This is a genomic window from Paraburkholderia sp. GAS199, assembly GCF_050436585.1.
Classification (GTDB): domain Bacteria; phylum Pseudomonadota; class Gammaproteobacteria; order Burkholderiales; family Burkholderiaceae; genus Paraburkholderia.
In genome coordinates this window covers 434,666-451,267 of record NZ_JBNDMM010000005.1, presented here as the reverse complement: position 1 = coordinate 451,267, position 16,602 = coordinate 434,666, and the positions used below count along the sequence as shown (strand labels likewise).

Annotated in this window: 9 protein-coding genes; 5 read left to right on the top strand and 4 right to left on the bottom strand. The window is 59.2% G+C overall.

The features are described from left to right. Nucleotides 1-342 precede the first annotated feature (342 nt). On the top strand, nucleotides 343-5,931 hold the full coding sequence (locus tag P3T18_RS21550; RefSeq protein WP_429301992.1) for a trifunctional serine/threonine-protein kinase/ATP-binding protein/sensor histidine kinase: 5,589 nt from the start codon (nucleotides 343-345) through the stop codon (nucleotides 5,929-5,931). A gap of 64 nt (nucleotides 5,932-5,995) precedes the next feature. Here P3T18_RS21550 and P3T18_RS21545 read toward each other — a convergent pair whose 3' ends face one another. Continuing rightward, entirely contained in the window at nucleotides 5,996-7,051 is a 1,056-nt protein-coding gene (locus P3T18_RS21545; RefSeq protein ID WP_429301991.1) for an NAD(P)-dependent alcohol dehydrogenase, read from the bottom strand. Between the two features lie 334 nt (nucleotides 7,052-7,385). Here P3T18_RS21545 and P3T18_RS21540 point away from each other — a divergent pair, with 334 nt between their 5' ends. Further along, nucleotides 7,386-10,010 carry an MMPL family transporter gene (locus P3T18_RS21540; protein WP_429301990.1) on the top strand — a complete coding sequence of 875 codons (2,625 nt, stop codon included), beginning with the start codon at nucleotides 7,386-7,388 and terminating at the stop codon, nucleotides 10,008-10,010. A 33-nt stretch (nucleotides 10,011-10,043) separates the two neighbouring features. Next, on the top strand, nucleotides 10,044-10,316 hold the full coding sequence (locus P3T18_RS21535) for a DUF1488 family protein (RefSeq protein ID WP_429301989.1): 273 nt from the start codon (nucleotides 10,044-10,046) through the stop codon (nucleotides 10,314-10,316). A gap of 15 nt (nucleotides 10,317-10,331) precedes the next feature. On the opposite strand, the gene P3T18_RS21530 is transcribed toward P3T18_RS21535, so the two are convergent. From P3T18_RS21530 to P3T18_RS21520, 3 genes are all read right to left on the bottom strand, one after another. Next, nucleotides 10,332-10,973: an SDR family oxidoreductase gene (locus P3T18_RS21530; RefSeq protein ID WP_429301988.1), complete on the bottom strand. Its 642-nt coding sequence runs from the start codon at nucleotides 10,971-10,973 to the stop codon at nucleotides 10,332-10,334. Nucleotides 10,974-11,055: 82 nt separating this feature from the next. Further along, entirely contained in the window at nucleotides 11,056-11,745 is a 690-nt protein-coding gene (locus P3T18_RS21525; RefSeq protein ID WP_429301987.1) for a RibD family protein, read from the bottom strand. 144 nt (nucleotides 11,746-11,889) lie between these two features. Continuing rightward, on the bottom strand, nucleotides 11,890-12,819 hold the full coding sequence (locus P3T18_RS21520; RefSeq protein ID WP_429301986.1) for a LysR family transcriptional regulator: 930 nt from the start codon (nucleotides 12,817-12,819) through the stop codon (nucleotides 11,890-11,892). Between the two features lie 298 nt (nucleotides 12,820-13,117). Here P3T18_RS21520 and P3T18_RS21515 point away from each other — a divergent pair, with 298 nt between their 5' ends. Continuing rightward, the gene (locus P3T18_RS21515; RefSeq protein ID WP_429301985.1) at nucleotides 13,118-15,247 is read left to right on the top strand and encodes an FUSC family protein; all 2,130 of its coding nucleotides are present in this window, start codon (nucleotides 13,118-13,120) and stop codon (nucleotides 15,245-15,247) included. A 218-nt stretch (nucleotides 15,248-15,465) separates the two neighbouring features. Beyond that, complete coding sequence (locus P3T18_RS21510) at nucleotides 15,466-16,578, top strand: alkene reductase (protein WP_429301984.1); 1,113 nt, start codon at nucleotides 15,466-15,468, stop codon at nucleotides 16,576-16,578. The last annotated feature ends 24 nt before the right edge of the window (nucleotides 16,579-16,602 follow it).

Here is a 16,602-nt window from a genome sequence, read left to right as displayed (position 1 = left end):
GATGCATAAGCGTGCGTCATCGGCACGCGTCATTGCATTCGCCGTTGCACGCGCCATTGCACACGCCATTAAATGCGCCATGAACATGAAACCCGTTCATGGCGCTGAACCTGGTAGTGTCGTGAAGCGGTTTGCCCACGGTTCTCTGCCGACGCGTCAGCGAAAGCGGGGCGAGTACGCCCATCATGCCTTGCCCATCGTTAATCTCCTGGCGCAAAATAACTCAGGCGCAAATCGACGTGCAAGTCGTTTCGCCGGTTTGTACCGTCCGAGTCGGCAGCCCCGATGCCAGTCGAAATTCAGGCTGACCGAATTCCTCCGTGAAACGCGCAGCAACCCGGCATGGACAACATGGACCTCACTGGATACGAGCTGGAGTCGTTACGCGCCGATGGGGATTTTTCGTTGTACCGCGCCCGGCAGCCCGGCAATCCGGTCTCCGTGCTCACGCTCGTAGCCACGCAACCGGCCTCCAGAAGCATCACGCGTCTCGAACACGAGTATTCGCTGGCGAGTGTGCTCGATTCCAGATGGGCGGCGCGGCCGCTGGCGCTGGGTCGTCATAACGCGCTGCCTACGCTGGTACTCGACGACAACGGTTGCGAACCGCTCGATCGCCTGCTGGGCCATCCGCTCGACATCACGCGTTTCCTGCGTATCGGTATCAATCTGGCGGTTGCGGTCGGCCACGTTCATCGACGCGGACTCATCCATAAAGACATCAAACCGGCCAACGTGCTGGTCGATCACAACGACAATCTGCGCCTGACCGGGTTCGGCATTGCGTCCCAACTGCAGCGCGAACGACAGACACCCGCGCCGGCGGAGATTATCGCGGGTACGTTTGCCTATATGGCTCCCGAGCAGACTGGCCGCATGAACCGGTCGATCGACGCCCGTAGCGATCTCTATTCGCTCGGCGTCACGCTCTACGAGATGCTTACGGGAACGCTGCCGTTTATCGCCTCCGACGCGATGGAGTGGATCCATTGCCATATTGCCCGCAGGCCGGCTCCACCCAGCGAAAGAGTCGCGGGCATTCCTGGGCCGATCGAAGATATCGTGCTGAAGCTGCTGGCGAAGTCGGCGGAGAGTCGCTATCAGACTGCTGCGGGCCTGGAGGCCGATCTCCGGACATGTCTGGTCGAATGGCAGGCGCGCGGCCGGATCGCCACGTTCGTGCTGGGGATGCGGGACGTATCCGACCGTCTGCTGATTCCGGAGCGGCTCTACGGGCGCGAATCGCAAATCGAAGCACTCGTCACGGCATTCGATCGTGTCGTGGCAAGCGGTAAGGCTGAGATGGTGCTCGTGTCCGGGTATGCGGGTATCGGCAAGTCGTCGGTGGTCAATGAATTGCACAAGGTACTGGTTCCACCGCGCGGCCTGTTCGCGGCCGGCAAAGTGGATCAGTACAAGCGCGACATTCCATACATGACGCTGGCGCAGGCGTTTCAGTCGCTGATCCGTGAATTGCTGGGCAAGAGCGACGCGGAAGTCGGTGTATGGCGGAGCGCGCTGATGGACGCATTGGGAACGAACGGCGAACTCATGGTCAATCTCATTCCCGAGTTGGCCCTGATCGTCGGCGAGCAGCCGCCCGTTCCATCGCTACCGCCGCGTGACGCACAAAGCCGCTTCCAGCTCGTTTTCCGCCGGTTTCTCGGCGTATTTGCGCGACCCGAACATCCGCTCGCGCTATTCGTCGACGATTTGCAGTGGCTCGATGTCGCGACGCTCGACCTGATCGAACACCTCATGACGCATCCCGAGGTGCAGCATCTGCTGCTCGTGGGCGCTTACCGCGACAACGAGATTGGCCCATCGCATCCGCTGGTGCGAACGCTGAGTCTGATCCGCGCTTCGGGCGCGCGCGTGGACGTGACCGTGCTGTCGCCACTCGGGACGGAAAGCGTGGGCGAGTTGATTGCCGACTCGCTTCACTGCGACCTGGGCAGCGCCCGGCCGCTGGCGCAACTCGTGCATCAGAAGACCGGCGGCAACCCGTTTTTCGTGATTCAGTTTCTGACTGCGCTGTGCGAGGAGCGCTTGCTCATATTCGATCGCAGCGCCGCCCGATGGACCTGGGATCTGCCCCGTATCCGCGCGAAGGGATTCACGGAAAACGTGGCCGATCTCATGGCGGCCAAGCTCAGTCGCCAGCCTGACACCACGCAGGTCGCGTTGAAACAGTTGGCCTGTCTGGGCAATGCCGCCGACAGTGCAACGCTCGCCATCATTCAAGGCGCGGACGAAGACGCGATTCACGCCGAGTTGCTGGCAGCGGTCAAGGCCGGTCTGGTTTTTCGCGTTGAGCGCGGCTACAAGTTTGTTCACGACCGGGTGCAGGAGGCGGCCTACGCGCTGATTCCCGTGAGCGAGCGCGCTGCGGCGCACCTCAGGATCGGCCGCGCGCTGGCATCACATACGGCGGCCGACGAGATCGAAGAAGCCATCTTCGACATCGTGAATCATTTCAATCGCGGTCTCGACCTCGTGACGACGCAGGACGAACGCGAGCAGGTGGTCGAGCTGAATGTGATAGCCGGCAAGCGCGCCAAATATTCGACGGCTTATTCTTCGGCGCGGAGCCATTTCGCGCAGGCCGCTGCGCTCTTATCGGAAGATGCCTGGGAGCGCCGGTATCAAAGCACGTTCGATCTGTATCTCGAACTCTCCGAGTGCGAGTACCTCGGCGGAAACTTTGCCACGGCAGACGCGCTATTCGACATGATCCTGGAGCGGGCGCGCTGCAAGCTCGATCGGGCCAAGGTCTATGGTTTGCGTATCCGGCTTTATCAGGTGGCAAGCAAATACGACGAGGGTTTCTCCGTTGCGGTCGGCGCGCTTCGCGATTTCGGCCTGGTTTTGCCGGAGTCCGAACACGACATTCTGCTCGCGGTGCAGGTCGAATTGAACGAGGTACAAGTCAACCTGGGCGGCCGGCCAATTATCGACAAGCTCGACGCGCCGATGGCCGTCGATCCCACCATGCAGGCCATTATCAACCTGCTGGTCGATGCCGTGCCGTGTGCCTATATCGGGCGGCCGCTGCTGTTCCCGCTCGTGACGATGAAGGCCGTCAATCTTTCGATGCAGTACGGAAACACCGATCAGTCGAGTTTCGCCTATGGTGTGTATTCGCTCTGGCTGGTCTCTGCGGTCGGGGATATTGCGTCCGCATTCCAGTTCTCTGAGTTTTCGCTGCGGCTGAATGAAAAGATAGGCAACGGCCGTTTGCGCGGCACCTTGCTTCATCTGCATGGCGATCACGTCAATTTCTGGCGGCATCACTTCGCAACGGGCCTGCCGATTCTGGAAGAAGCGTTCGAGGCCTGTGTCGAGGTGGGCGATTTTGTCTATGGCGGCTTTCTCGCTTTCGAAACGACGTGGCAACTCATCGAGAAAGGCGATGCGCTCGAAGACGTGCGAAGCCAGTCCGAGAAACACGCGGAGTTCGCCCGATTGAGCCATAACGATGCCGTTTATGAAACGATCCGGATCGAGCAGCAGTTCATTGCGAGCTTGCAAGGCAAGTCGATCGACTCGCTCAGGTTGGGTGATGCGAGCTTCGACGAAGCCGCGAGCTTCAATACCATCGTAACGGCCACGTTTGGCTGCGGCATCGTTTTCTATCACATCATGAGGCAGATCCTTGCCTTTCTGAATGGCGATTATGCCGAGGCGCTGGACTGTGCGATGCTGGCCGAGCCGGCGCTGCCTGCCGCGATGAGCATGCCGATCGAGGCAACCTATCACTTCTACCATGCGCTCACGCTGACCGCGCTATATCCCGCGGCAAGCGCGGCGCAGCAGCGCGAATATCGTGTGGCAATCGAGGCGATACTCCGGAAATTCGAACTCTGGACATCTCACTGCGCGGAGAACTTTCGTAACCGCCTGGCGCTCATTCGGGCCGAGGTCGCGCGGATCGAGGAACGGCACGTCGACGCCATGCAGCTTTACGAAGAAGCCATCAAGTCGGCTCGTAAGCATGGCTTCGTGCAGAACGAAGGACTTGCCAACGAACTCGCCGCGCGCTCTTACGCGGCTCGCGGCTTCGAGACGATTGCCAGCACGTATCTTCGTAATGCGCGCTTGTGCTACATGCGCTGGGGCGCTTTCGGCAAGGTTCGTCAACTGGACCAGGCCTATGCACCGCTGCGGGAAGAATTGACGCCTTACGCCGAGAGTACCGTCGCGACATCGGTAGAGCAACTCGATCTGGGCACGGTCGTGAAGGTCTCGCAGGCGGTATTCAGCGAAATCGGCCTCGACGAGTTGATTCGTGCACTGATGGTGTTGGCACTCGAACATGCTGGCGGAGACCGTGGCGTGCTGGCTTTACCGCGCGACGACGAACTGTGGATCGAGGCGGAAGCGGCCACGGCGGGAGACAGCGTCGAGGTTCAGTTGCTTCGCAAACAGGTTTCTCCCGTGGAGTTTCCGGAGTCGATTCTCCGCTACGTCATTCGCACACGGGAGTGTCTGGTTCTGGACGATGCCACCGACCACAGTCCATTCTCGGGTGACGAATATATCGCGCGATCCGGTTGCCGTTCGATTCTCTGCCTGCCGCTCATCAAGCAGGGCGCGCTGGTCGGCGTGCTGTATGTCGAGAACACGCTGACGCCCCATGTATTCACGTCGGCGCGGATTGCCGTGCTGAGGCTGCTGGCTTCACAGGCCGCCATCTCACTGGAGAACGCGCGGCTATATGCAGACCTGCGGCGTAGCGAGCATCGTTATCGCCATCTTTTCAGCGAGACGCCGGTCGGTTTGTGGCAAACCAGAACGCAGCCGCTGATCGCCATGCTGGCAGAATTGCGCGCGCAGGGCGTGACGGATCTCGCGGCCTATATCGATGCCCATCCGGACTGGCTCACGATCGCGCGTGACAGGCTCGTGCTGGAAGACGTGAACAATTGCGCCGTAAAAATGTTCGGCGCGCGCGACAGGCGCGAACTGCTCGGCCCACTGTCGTGGGTCTGGAACGAAAGTCCCCAGACATTGCGGCGCGCGTTGGAAAGCCGCTATCGCGGTGAAGAAACGTTTCAGGAAGCGACCCGATTCCCCACGCTCGACGGGCGCGTGATCGACGTGCTTTTTACGGTGGCACGCCCGGCTCCGAACGACGACCTGGGTATGTCGGTGGTCAGCCTCGTCGATCTGACCGAGCGTATTCGCGCGCAGGAAATGCTGCAGCGCGTGCAGTCGGACTTTGCGCACGCGGCACGAATTTCCATGCTCGGCGAACTGACCGCTTCGATCGCTCACGAACTCAAACAGCCGCTTGCGGCGATCGCCGTCAATGGTCAGGCGGGCCTGGGTTGGCTCGATCGTGCGGTTCCCGATATCGCGGAGGCGCGTGCCACCAACATGCAAATCGTTGCCAATGCGCAGCACGCCGTGCAAATTATCGGCCGCATTCGCGGCATGGCGGTTCGGCGGGCGCCGGAACGTACGCTGATTTCACTCGATGAAGTCATCGACGAGGCACTCATGTTTCTGCGGCACGAGGTCCAGTCGCGACGTGTGAAAGTGACGCGCGTGATTGCAGCCGGTGCGCCGAAGGTACTCGCGGATCGCATTCAATTCCAGCAGGTGATCGTGAATCTCGCGGTGAATGCCATGCAGGCTTTCGATCAGGCGCGGAGCCCGCAGCGCGAATTGACCATCAAGGTCGAGTTGCAGGATGGAGGGATAGTGTGCTGCTCGGTCGAAGATAGCGGTGCCGGCATTGCGCGGGAACATTTCGACAGTCTCTTCGACAGCTTTTTTACGACCAAAGAGAATGGTATGGGTATGGGGCTGCCCATCTGCCGCTCGATCATCGAAGCGCATGGCGGGGAAATCTGGGCCGACAATGAATCGCTGCACGGTGGCGCCCGATTCCGTTTTACTCTACCTCTGGCTGGTGTCGTCCGTTGATTGGGTGAGGCACAGTTGCCGATTGGCGTAGACACTGGCCGCCAGTGTCTACGCCATCGCCCGATCAGAACTTCATGACGGCGCGCCCGACGATCTCACCGACCCGCAGGCGGTCGATGTAGTCGTTCAACTCTTCGAACTTGAACGTCGTGACCTTATGACGAATCTTGTCCTGCGCGGCCAACGCCATGATCTCAGCGAGATCGGTGTTGTTGCCCCAGAACGAGCCGCCAATGGTCTGTTCGCGAGAAACACGCGGGAATAGAGGCACGTCGATGCGATCGCCCACCAGGCCGACGTCGACATAATGTCCGCTGATGGAGAGCAGGCTCAGGGCGAGTTGCACCATCTGCTCGGCACCCGCGCAGTCGATCACCGCATCGAGGTCGGTGCGACCCACTGCTTTCTCGAGTTCCTTGCTGATATCGGCAGAAGATTTGCCCTTGATATCGATCGTATGGTCGGCGCCGTATTCCTTCGCGATTGCCAGCTTCTCGGGATTGCGTGCAAACGCGACGACGCGCGCGCCGCTGCCGAGAATCTTGGCGTATTGCACCGCATAGCCGCCCAGGCCACCCACACCGAACACGCCGACGATGCGATCCGGCGCCAATGCGCCTGCATCGCGTAACTTCTTGATGCCGCGATAAGGCGTCATGCCGGCGTCTGTGAGCGGTGCAAGCGTTTCGAACGGCAGGCGCTTGTCCACTCGGATGAGGTAGCGCGCGGGCACCGGAATGAACTCGGCAAATCCGCCAACCGGCCCGAATCCTGGCCAACGCACGTTCGGACAAATATGTGTATTGCCGATCTGGCAATGGCGGCAAATGCCGTCGCCCCATCCCGGCGCCACGACCACGTGATCGCCTTCGGCGAAACCAGCCACCTTGGGCACGATGCTGCCGATTGTATGCACGACGCCCGTGATTTCGTGTCCCAGTGTGATCGGCGTGGGAATGTCGGCGTACTTGCGAAAATATCCGTCGATCAGTTGCACGTCGGAGCGGCACATTCCACACGCCTTCACCTCGACAAGAATCTCGTCCGGTTTGATCTCGGGAATCGGAATGTCCTCGAGGACGAGAGGCTGACCATACTCATGCATGCGTGCGGCTTTCATATGCGAGTCCTTTCATGGGTTAGTGCGCAAGCCGGAAAAAGTGCGGCGCAACTGGAAGACAAAAACCGCAGATTGCTCATGCGCCATGGAAGGTGACATCGAGAACCGTGTACGAAAGGCAATCCGCGAAACCGACGATATGAAAGGTATTGCATCTGGAAATATTGCGTCGATACCCATGCGGACCCACAAAACCGGGCGAACCCGCAAGCGTTTTGCGTGACGTGCGAAGACGTCTTATCCACTTACAGAATGGGCGATCCGGGCGTGACATCACGCTTGCAATATCTCCGCTACACTCAGGTTTCCGTCACATCCGGATTCAGGCCAAATCATGTCGTCGGCTGTCCGCATCGTCGTCTGGTCAATGCGTCACCGTATGAGCGTGATCGCCTTGTCGCTCGTCCTTGCGTTGATGGGCGGCTACTACGTCGTGCATCACTTCAGGATCGACACCGACACGAGAAGACTGCTAACGGTCGATAAACGATGGAGCGCCATCTCGAACGCAATGGATCGCGCTTTCCCTCAACGTGGGGGCTCGATACTCGTGGTGGTCGAAGCACAAGCACCCGAATTCGCGGACGCCGCTGCCAACACGCTCACGGCTGCGTTAAAGAAAGAATCCGATCGCTTTACCGCCGTGACGCAGCCCGGCTCGGGGCCGTTCTTCGCAAAAAATGGCCTGCTGTTTCTGCCGCTCGACGACGTGAGGTCGACAACCACCCAGCTAACGAAAGCGCGGCCGCTGATCAACTCGCTCGCTCACGATCCGAGCCTCACCGGCCTCGCCAATCTTCTCACCACGACGCTGCTATTGCCGTTGCAACTCGGGCAGGTCAAGCTCAGTGACATGGCGCCGTTGCTCGAGCGCTCGGCAAGCGTTCTCGAACGCGTGCAGTCGAATCAGCCGGCCGTATTTTCGTGGCGCGCCCTGACCGATCACGACACGAAAGTGCTCGCACGCACTTTCATTCTCGTGCAACCGGTGCTGAATTACGCCTCGCTCAAAGCGGGCGGCGCGGCGACGGATTCGATCCGAAAGACTGCGGCTTCGCTGAACCTCGAATCCCGATATGGTGCCCAGGTTCGTCTGACGGGCGAGCAGCCACTCGCCGACGAGGAATTCGCATCAGTACAGGACGGTGCTGCCGTCAATGGCGTGATCACGTTTCTGGTGGTGCTTGGCATTCTCTGGTTGGCGTTCCGATCGGCGAAACTCGTTTTTAGCGTCTTCGTCACGTTGATCGTGGGTCTGCTGTTGACGGCGGCGATCGGACTCTTCATGGTCAGCGCATTCAACATGATCTCGGTCGCATTCATGGTTCTGTTCGTGGGCCTTGGCGTCGATTTCGGTGTGCAGGTGACGGTGAAATACCGCGAAGAGCGCTTCGATAACGATGATCTCGTCACGGCGGTGGTGAACACGGCGCGCTCCATCGGCGCACGCCTTCGTCTTGCGGCTTTTGCCGTCGCGTTGAGTTTCTTTTCGTTTATCCCGACCGCTTACCGTGGCGTATCCGAACTGGGGAAGATTGCGGGCGTGGGTATGGTCGTGGCGTATCTCACTAGCGTGACGCTTTTGCCGGCGCTGATCTGCGTGTTGCGTCCGGGGAAAGAAAGGAGCGCGCCGGGATTCAGCAAACTTGCGGCTGTCGACGAGTTTCTCGACCGCAATCGCAAACCCATGTTGGCGGTCGCGGCTATTGTCATTGTCGGCGCGTTGCCCTTGTTATTGCATTTGCGTTTCGACTTTAACCCGCTGCACCTGAAAGATCCGCACACGGAGTCGATGGCGACTCTGCTGGCCTTGCGCGATTCGCCGGAGACGGGTGTCAACAACGTGCGCGTCATGGCGAACTCTCTCAGCGAGGCAGACGCCATTGCCGCGCGTTTGGCGCGGCTTCCGCAGGTCGGCAGAACGATCACGCTGACTACTTTTCTTCCGTCAGATCAGCCGCAAAAACTAGCGGCGATTGCGAACGCGGCACAAGTCCTGACGCCCGCACTCGACCAGAGTCCTGCGCCGGCCGCGACCGATGCGGTCCGTGTGGATGCGTTGCGGCGCGCAGCCAATCAACTGGATATCGCCGCTGGCGATAACCCTGGCCCAGGTGCGGAAGAAGCGAAGCGGCTCTCGCGAACGCTCGCTCGTCTCGCCGACGGTCCGGTTGCAATGCGCGATCGCGCGGACTACGCAATGAGCGAGCCTTTGAAAATTGCCTTGAAGCAATTGGCGACCTTGCTGAGTCCCGTGGAAATTACGAGAGCCAATCTGCCCGCCGACATGGCGAGGGACTGGATCAGTGCGGACGGGAAGGCGATCGTGGAAATATCGCCTAAAGTGCCGGCCGGTGTCGATCCGGGCGACGACACGTTGCTGCGCAATTTCGCCAGGTCAGTGACGGCGGCACAGCCCGATGCGATTGGCGGTCCGATTTCGATCCTTTATTCCGCCAATCTCGTGATCAAGGCGTTTCTCGAAGCGAGCGTCTACGCGCTGGTGTCGATAGTCGTGATTCTCTGGATCGCGCTGCGTCGTGTCGACGACATACTTCGCACGATCGTGCCCTTGCTGGTTTCCGCCTTGCTGACGCTGGAACTGTCGGTAGTACTAGGATTGCAGCTGAACTTTGCAAACATTATTGCGCTGCCGCTCATGCTCGGCGTAGGCGTGGCGTTCAAGATCTACTACGTCATAGCATGGCGGGGCGGCCAGACGCGCCTGCTGGAGTCCAGCCTGACGTATGCGGTCATCTTTAGCGCAGGAACGACGGGCGCGGCATTTGGCAGTCTTTGGTTCTCGCATCATCCCGGCACATCCAGCCTGGGCGCTTTGCTGGCACTATCGCTACTGTCGACTCTCATCGGCGCCGTGGTGTTTCAACCGGTACTGATGGGGCGGCCGCGCTCGACGCAGATTCAACCCGCGGCACAGGTGCGGCAGGAAATTACATGAAAAAGATAAACGGCTCGAAGGACGAGGCTTGATATGGACGCAATCGAACTGGCACCGGAAGTGGCGCAGGATCAACGTGAAATTGTTTTTCGCCTAGCGGCGGAACGAAGAGAGGTGGTTTGCGCGATCATGCGGGAAGCGCTCGAAGAGCACTTCTGGCTACCCAATACCGCAGACCAGTTGCGCATGCTCAAAGTGTTCGCAGACGGTCGGCGTCGAATTCTCGCCGTGGCCGAAAGAAAGTCCCGTTTGCATCGCGGCGAATTTATCAGACTGACGGCCGACGACTTCCGTCTCAAGCGCTAATAGTCGGCAGCTGGATCACACGTGCGCCAAGGCTTCGCGAATCGGAATCTCTCCGCCTGTGAAGCCGATAACCTTGTCGATCAATCTGGCCTGAAGCACGCCGATCACTACCTCGGCAACATCCTGCCGCGCGACCGCAATGCGTGACGACTCCGAATTCGAATCCGAGGCAATCTGGATGGTGCCCTTGCCCGGATCGGTGGTCAGTGGTCCCGGACGGAGAATGACATGGTTCATCCCGCTGGCAATGACGTAGTCGTCCGATTCGCGCTTCATTTGCGCATAGTGAAGTAAGGCAGCGGGCGCGCTTTCCGGTTCGTACGCCACCAGGGCGCTGATAACGACGAGCAGGGCGACGCCGTTCTGTTTGCCATATTCTGCCGACTTGATGACGGCGTCCCGATCGATCGAACGTTCCTGCTCCGCGCCGTCGGATTCGGCGGACCCGGCCGCATAGATCACGGTATGCATGCCGCTGAAGAGATGCGAAAAGTCACCGGAGAGATCGGCAATGAGCGGCTCGGCACCCAGCCGCTCGAAGGCGGCGCTTTTTGCCGGATTGCGTATCACCGGTCGAAACGCCATGCCCGCGCCGTGCAATTTCTCGGCCACGTCCCAGCCCGTCCTGCCGCTTGCGCCAATCAGGAGAATGCTCATGATCTTCTGTCCGGGTAAAGGTGGGGATTGGCCTTCAGCGTCCCGTTATCGGTGCGCTGTCAGCCGCGTTACGCCACGCTGGTTACGCTACTTTGTCGGTCTTCGTATACCGCAGCCAGATTGCGTCGTGCTCCAGCTTTTCGATCGACGTCAGGCTGAGATAGGTGGGCGCGCGCCACTTATCCATCGGAATTTCGAACGAAGACGGATGCTCGCTGCGGCCGTCCACGAGTGGAATGATCAGCACGCTCACCTCGTCGACCAGACCCTCGTTCACGAATGCACCGCTAACGCGCGAGCCGCCTTCGACAATCAGTTTCTTGACGCCGAGTTCGTCCGCCAGCGTCTGCACGACCTGTTTCAAGTCGATTTCTGTTTTACCGCCGAACACGTACGACACGCCGATGGACTGCAGATAAGCCAGATAGTCGTCGGACACGGCTTCGGTCACCACTTCGACGACATGCGAGTTGAGCGCGGTATTGCTCTTCCAGGCCACGCGTCCTTGTGGGTCGATGGAAATGGCGTACTGGCTCGCGTTGCGCTCCACGAAATGATGGGTGCGAGGCACGGGAGCTTTTGCAAGCCCGCGCGGATAATCTTCGCCGTGCGAGACTTCCTGCATGGTCACGCGGCCGCAGATCCATCCGTCTGCTTCGAATTTCGCGGCGGTGTCTTCGTACAGTTTGAAAACGAATTTGAGTTGCCATCCGTCGGTCAGGCTTCGACCATCCAGCGACGACATCATGAGCGCGACGATATGAGGTTTCATGCTGGCAAACTCCAAATGAGGTAGACGAGTCGATGTTATAACAAGGCCCGGTTTCTCGCACGATGGCGGGGAAGTGGCGGTCGTACTCATCACGCGGCATGCTAATTGCTCGCCGCGCGAGACAGAGACGTTGCGCGTCGAAGTTCAGAGCGTGTCGATAGCCGCTTCTTCGTCGGCGAGACTTTGCCCGACGCTCTTTTTCATGAACTCGACAAAGGTCTTGATCTTGGCATCGAGATATTGGCGTGACGGGTAAATGGCGTATACGTAACGCGTATGCGTATAAAGCTTCGGCATTACGCGTACGAGGGTGCCGCGACGCAGATCGTCCATGACGGAATACACCGAAAGCAGACCAATTCCCGCGCCGGTGCGCAGCGCCACCAGCATGGCCTGATGATCGTTGACAGAGAAATACGAGCCGGACGGCGTGAAGACATATTCATCCGATTCGTTGCACAGAATCCAGTCGTCGGAAGGGTATGCGGGCGTGCTGATTCGCACACACGTATGCAGCGAAAGCGCTTCGAGCGTGAGGGGCGTGCCATGAGCGGCGAGGTAATCCGGCGACGCCACGAGAATGGAGCGGCTGGAACCGATGATCTGCGTGACATATGCCGAGTCCGAAAGTGCCACCGCCGAAAAGATCGATACGTCGATCTGATTGCTGACCAGGTCGGGCATATCTTGCGACAACGCTAACTCGACGCTGACCGACGGATGTTCTTTCCGGTACGCGATGATGGCTCGTGTTACGTGCTTCTGGCCAAGCCCAGGTATCGCGTGCACTCTCAATACCCCTCGCGCTTCTATCAACGCCTCACGCGCTTCGGCGTCTGCGTAATCGACTTCTTCCAGTATTTTCTTGCACCGCAAATAGTAGCGTTTGCCCGATTCGGTGACCGCGACGCGACGCGTCGTGCGCTGAATCAGACGGGTCGACAATTCCTGTTCGAGTTCGGCAATGGCGCGCGAAATATTGCCCGGCGTGGTGTTCATCAATTTGCCGACGGCGGTGAAGCTGCTCACTTCGACCACCTTTGCAAAGACACGCATGTTACGTAGCTTATCCATGAGGCGCCTTGTCGATTATGCGGTCTTGCGCGAATGCACGGACTGGCATTTGCCGTCGGAATGCGCGGGCTCGCCTGCTTGCGTCATGGTGCCATTGTTATCGCGGCTTATCGACACCAAAGGGAACGTGCTTTTTCCAATGCGCACGAATGTCGGTCTTCGGCGCTTCGCCGTACCCGTTGTCGATGCGTGCTAAGGCGCAATTTTCGATGCGTTGTCGAAAGAGTCTGGATAAGGTCGCCTGTAAGATCAAGCGGCGCAGCTTCCGACCCTGAAGCGCAAGCAATGGCGAGCCAACATGAACGCTTTTTTCAAGGACTTGCGTGCGGAGCTGATCGTCTACTACAAGGACGATTCGCCGCGTTTCGTGCACGCGTTCAAGGCCACTCTCGCAGTGGTTCTGAGCATGCTGATCTGCATGCGCCTCGAACTGCGCAATCCGGGAACATCGATGGTCTCGGCCGTCATCGTGATGGTGAGTCAGCAAAGCGGCATGGCGATCGCGCGCGCCTTTTATCGCGCACTGGGTATTTGCGCGGGCATTCTCGCGGGACTGATGCTGATCATATTGTTTCCCCAGCAACCGGTACTGTTTCTCGCGGGACTATCGGTATGGGTGGGACTGTTCGTGGCAGGCTCTGCTTACTATAAAAACAACCAGTCGTATGGCTTCGTGCTGTCGGGTTACGCGGCCTGTATTACTACCGTGCCCGAATGGTCGAATCCCTACGACGTCCCCATCAACGATATCCAGATATTGAGTGAAGTGATTATCGGTGTCGCGACGGGCAGTCTGGTGAGTACGCTGATATTCCCGCAAAAGGTCGTATCGGCGCTGGTCAAGTGGCGTGGCACGGCGCTCGTGGCGCTGCTGCCGGCGCTTCGCGAGGCGGCGCACGAAGGTATCCGGCCAGCGCCTATCGCGTCCTACATCAATCTGTTGCGCGAGAGCGTCGCCGTGGAAGGACTGCGTGCTGCCGCGGTGTTCGAAGACCCGGAAATGCGCTTGCGCAACGACTCGCTCATGCAACTCGACCAGATGTATCTCGACGTGATCGCGCGCATCTATGCTGTCTACAACTCCCGGCAAGCAACGATGACTCTGGATGCCGCTGCCAGAGTCCCGGTCGATCGAATGTTCGACAAACTCGTGACGCTTGCGTCACAGGCCGATCCCGACTTCCTGCAAACAGAGAAAGGACTCGACTGGCTGATCGGCAATCTGCTCGAACTGGAAAATGCCTTGCAGGCCTTTTTCGCAGAAAAGCTCAGTGCTGGCGAAGGTTTCGATCCCGCCACCATGCGGACGCTCGAAATGGTGGAAGCCGAAGTATTTTCCGCCATCTCCTCTCTGCGTGAGTTCTGCAGCAATTGCAGATTCACGCCCGACCCACCCGGCGTGCGAATTTCGCTCCCGATAGTCGAAGCCATCGCGTTCATGCGGAGTGCGCCGATTCGCGCTAGCGGAGCGGGCACGCTGTTGGCCGGACTGCGCGCCACGGCAGCCCTGGCGGTAGCGAGCCTCATCTGGCTCGCATCCGGGTGGACGAACGGCTACAGCATCGTGGTGGGCGCGGGCATCACGAGCGGATTTTTTTCGCTGAGTCCCACGCCGGTGAGGGCGAGTGGGCAAGCATTCGTGGGGTGCTGCTTTTCGGTGATCGCAGCGTTCGCATTCAATTTTTTTGTCATGCCGCTGCTGGGAGACGTGACGGTGTTCGCGATCGCGCTCGGTATCGTCATCTTCTGGGGAAGCTATGTCACGACTTTCCCGAAGTATCTGGTCTTCGGCGTGATTTTCAGCGTCTACTTTTGCTATACGCTCAGTCTCACCAATCCGCCTGTCTACGATCCACTTTATTTGCTGGACCACGGCTTCGCATTGCTGCTCGGCATCGGCATATCCGCCGTGGCGTTCTTTCTCGTCGTCCCGAGAGAAGACGAGATCATGGCGGCGCGCGATCTCGAACGTATCCACGAACTGCTTCTGGAAGCCATGAGAAGCGATCTCGATCCGCGAGACTCGCTGCAAATAAACTCGGCGATTCGCGATCTGATTTTGCGCGTGCTGGCAATCACCAACGTATCGGCTGCGTATCGGGAGAAAGTTACGTCTTCCGCGTTTGTGCAGTTCTGGATAGCGAGCACGCTGGTCGATATGCGCACGCTGGCGGAGTCACCGGGCAACGAATTGCCCAAAGCCTGGCTGGACGCAGAACGCGACTGGTTGCTGGCCGTAGAGAATTACGCGCGCGATAAAAACGACGCGGCGATCCAGACGGCCACCGTGGCGACAGACCGATGCCTCGAGATACTCGGCGTGTCGTTCGCGAGCCGGCCGCCGGACGAGCGCGCGGCGTTGTTCAGAATACGCGCGAGTCTGTATTCGACTCGTGCCGCCATGAGCAATCGCCTGCTGCTTTCCTAGGCGTCCACGCGAATATCGAAGCCTGTCGGCACCCGAACGTCGTCGTGCAATAGTGAAAGAATTTGCTGATCGCGCGCTGTAGGATGAGCCGATCGCATTTTTTGACCGTGCCATTTCGTGAGTGCGGCAGAAGTCAGCGCCACGAAAAAGAACCGGAATAGCAGACAGAAAGACGCAAGCACGACCGCTGTTTCAACCTGAATCGAGGATCTCCGATTATGTCGATTACGAGCGAAGCCACTCTGTTTTCTCCCACTACGATCGGTAAGATCCAGGTGGCCAACCGTATTGCCATGGCGCCGCTAACGCGTTCGCGTGCGGACATGGACGGCGTGCACACGCCGCTTGCCATCGAATACTACCGGCAGCGCGCTTCCGCCGGTTTGATCATTACCGAAGCCACCAATATTTCGCGTCAGGGACGCGGCTACGCCTTTACGCCCGGCATCTACACCGAGGCTCAGGTGGCGGCGTGGAAACCCGTCACAGAGGCTGTACACAAGGCGGGTGGCAAGATTGTTTGCCAGCTCTGGCATGTCGGGCGCATGTCGCATGTGGATTTGCAGGAAAACGGTGCGGCGCCGGTGGCACCGTCCGCTATTCAGGCGGGCGAACTCATCTTTCTGGAAACAGGCAAGCAGGCACCGCCCTCGATGCCGCGCGCGCTCGAAACCGACGAAATTCCCGGCATTGTCGACGACTACAGAAACGCCGCGCGCTGCGCCATGCAAGCGGGATTCGACGGCGTGGAAGTCCATTCCGCCAACTGCTATCTGCTCGAACAGTTCATTCGCGACAGCACCAACAAGCGCACGGATCAATACGGCGGCTCGGTGGAGAACCGCACGCGTTTCCCGGTGGAAGTAATCACAGCGGTGTCCGAGATATGGGACCCGCAGCGAGTGGGTGTACGGCTCTCGCCGCTGACGCGCGCGGTCGGCGACACACCGCTGGACAGCGACCCACAAACCACATACGGCTTCTACGTGGAACGTCTGGGTAAATTGGGACTTGCGTACCTGCACTGCATCGAAGGGCAGACGCGTGGCGACAACGCCGCAAGCGCATTCGACTACAAGAAGCTGCACGGTATTTTCGGCGGCAAATACATTGCCAACAATAGCTATAACCGCCAGATGGGAATGGAAGCGATTGCATCGGGATATGCCGACATGATTGCTTTCGGTCGGCCGTTCATCAGCAATCCCGATCTGGTGGAACGCTTCCGTCGCAATGCGTCGCTGACCGAACCCAATCAGGCGACGTTCTACGGCGGCGCGGCGGCGGGATATACCGACTACCGGACATTGGACGAAGGCGTCGCAGGCTGAATGCCGAGCGACGCTTATAGAGCC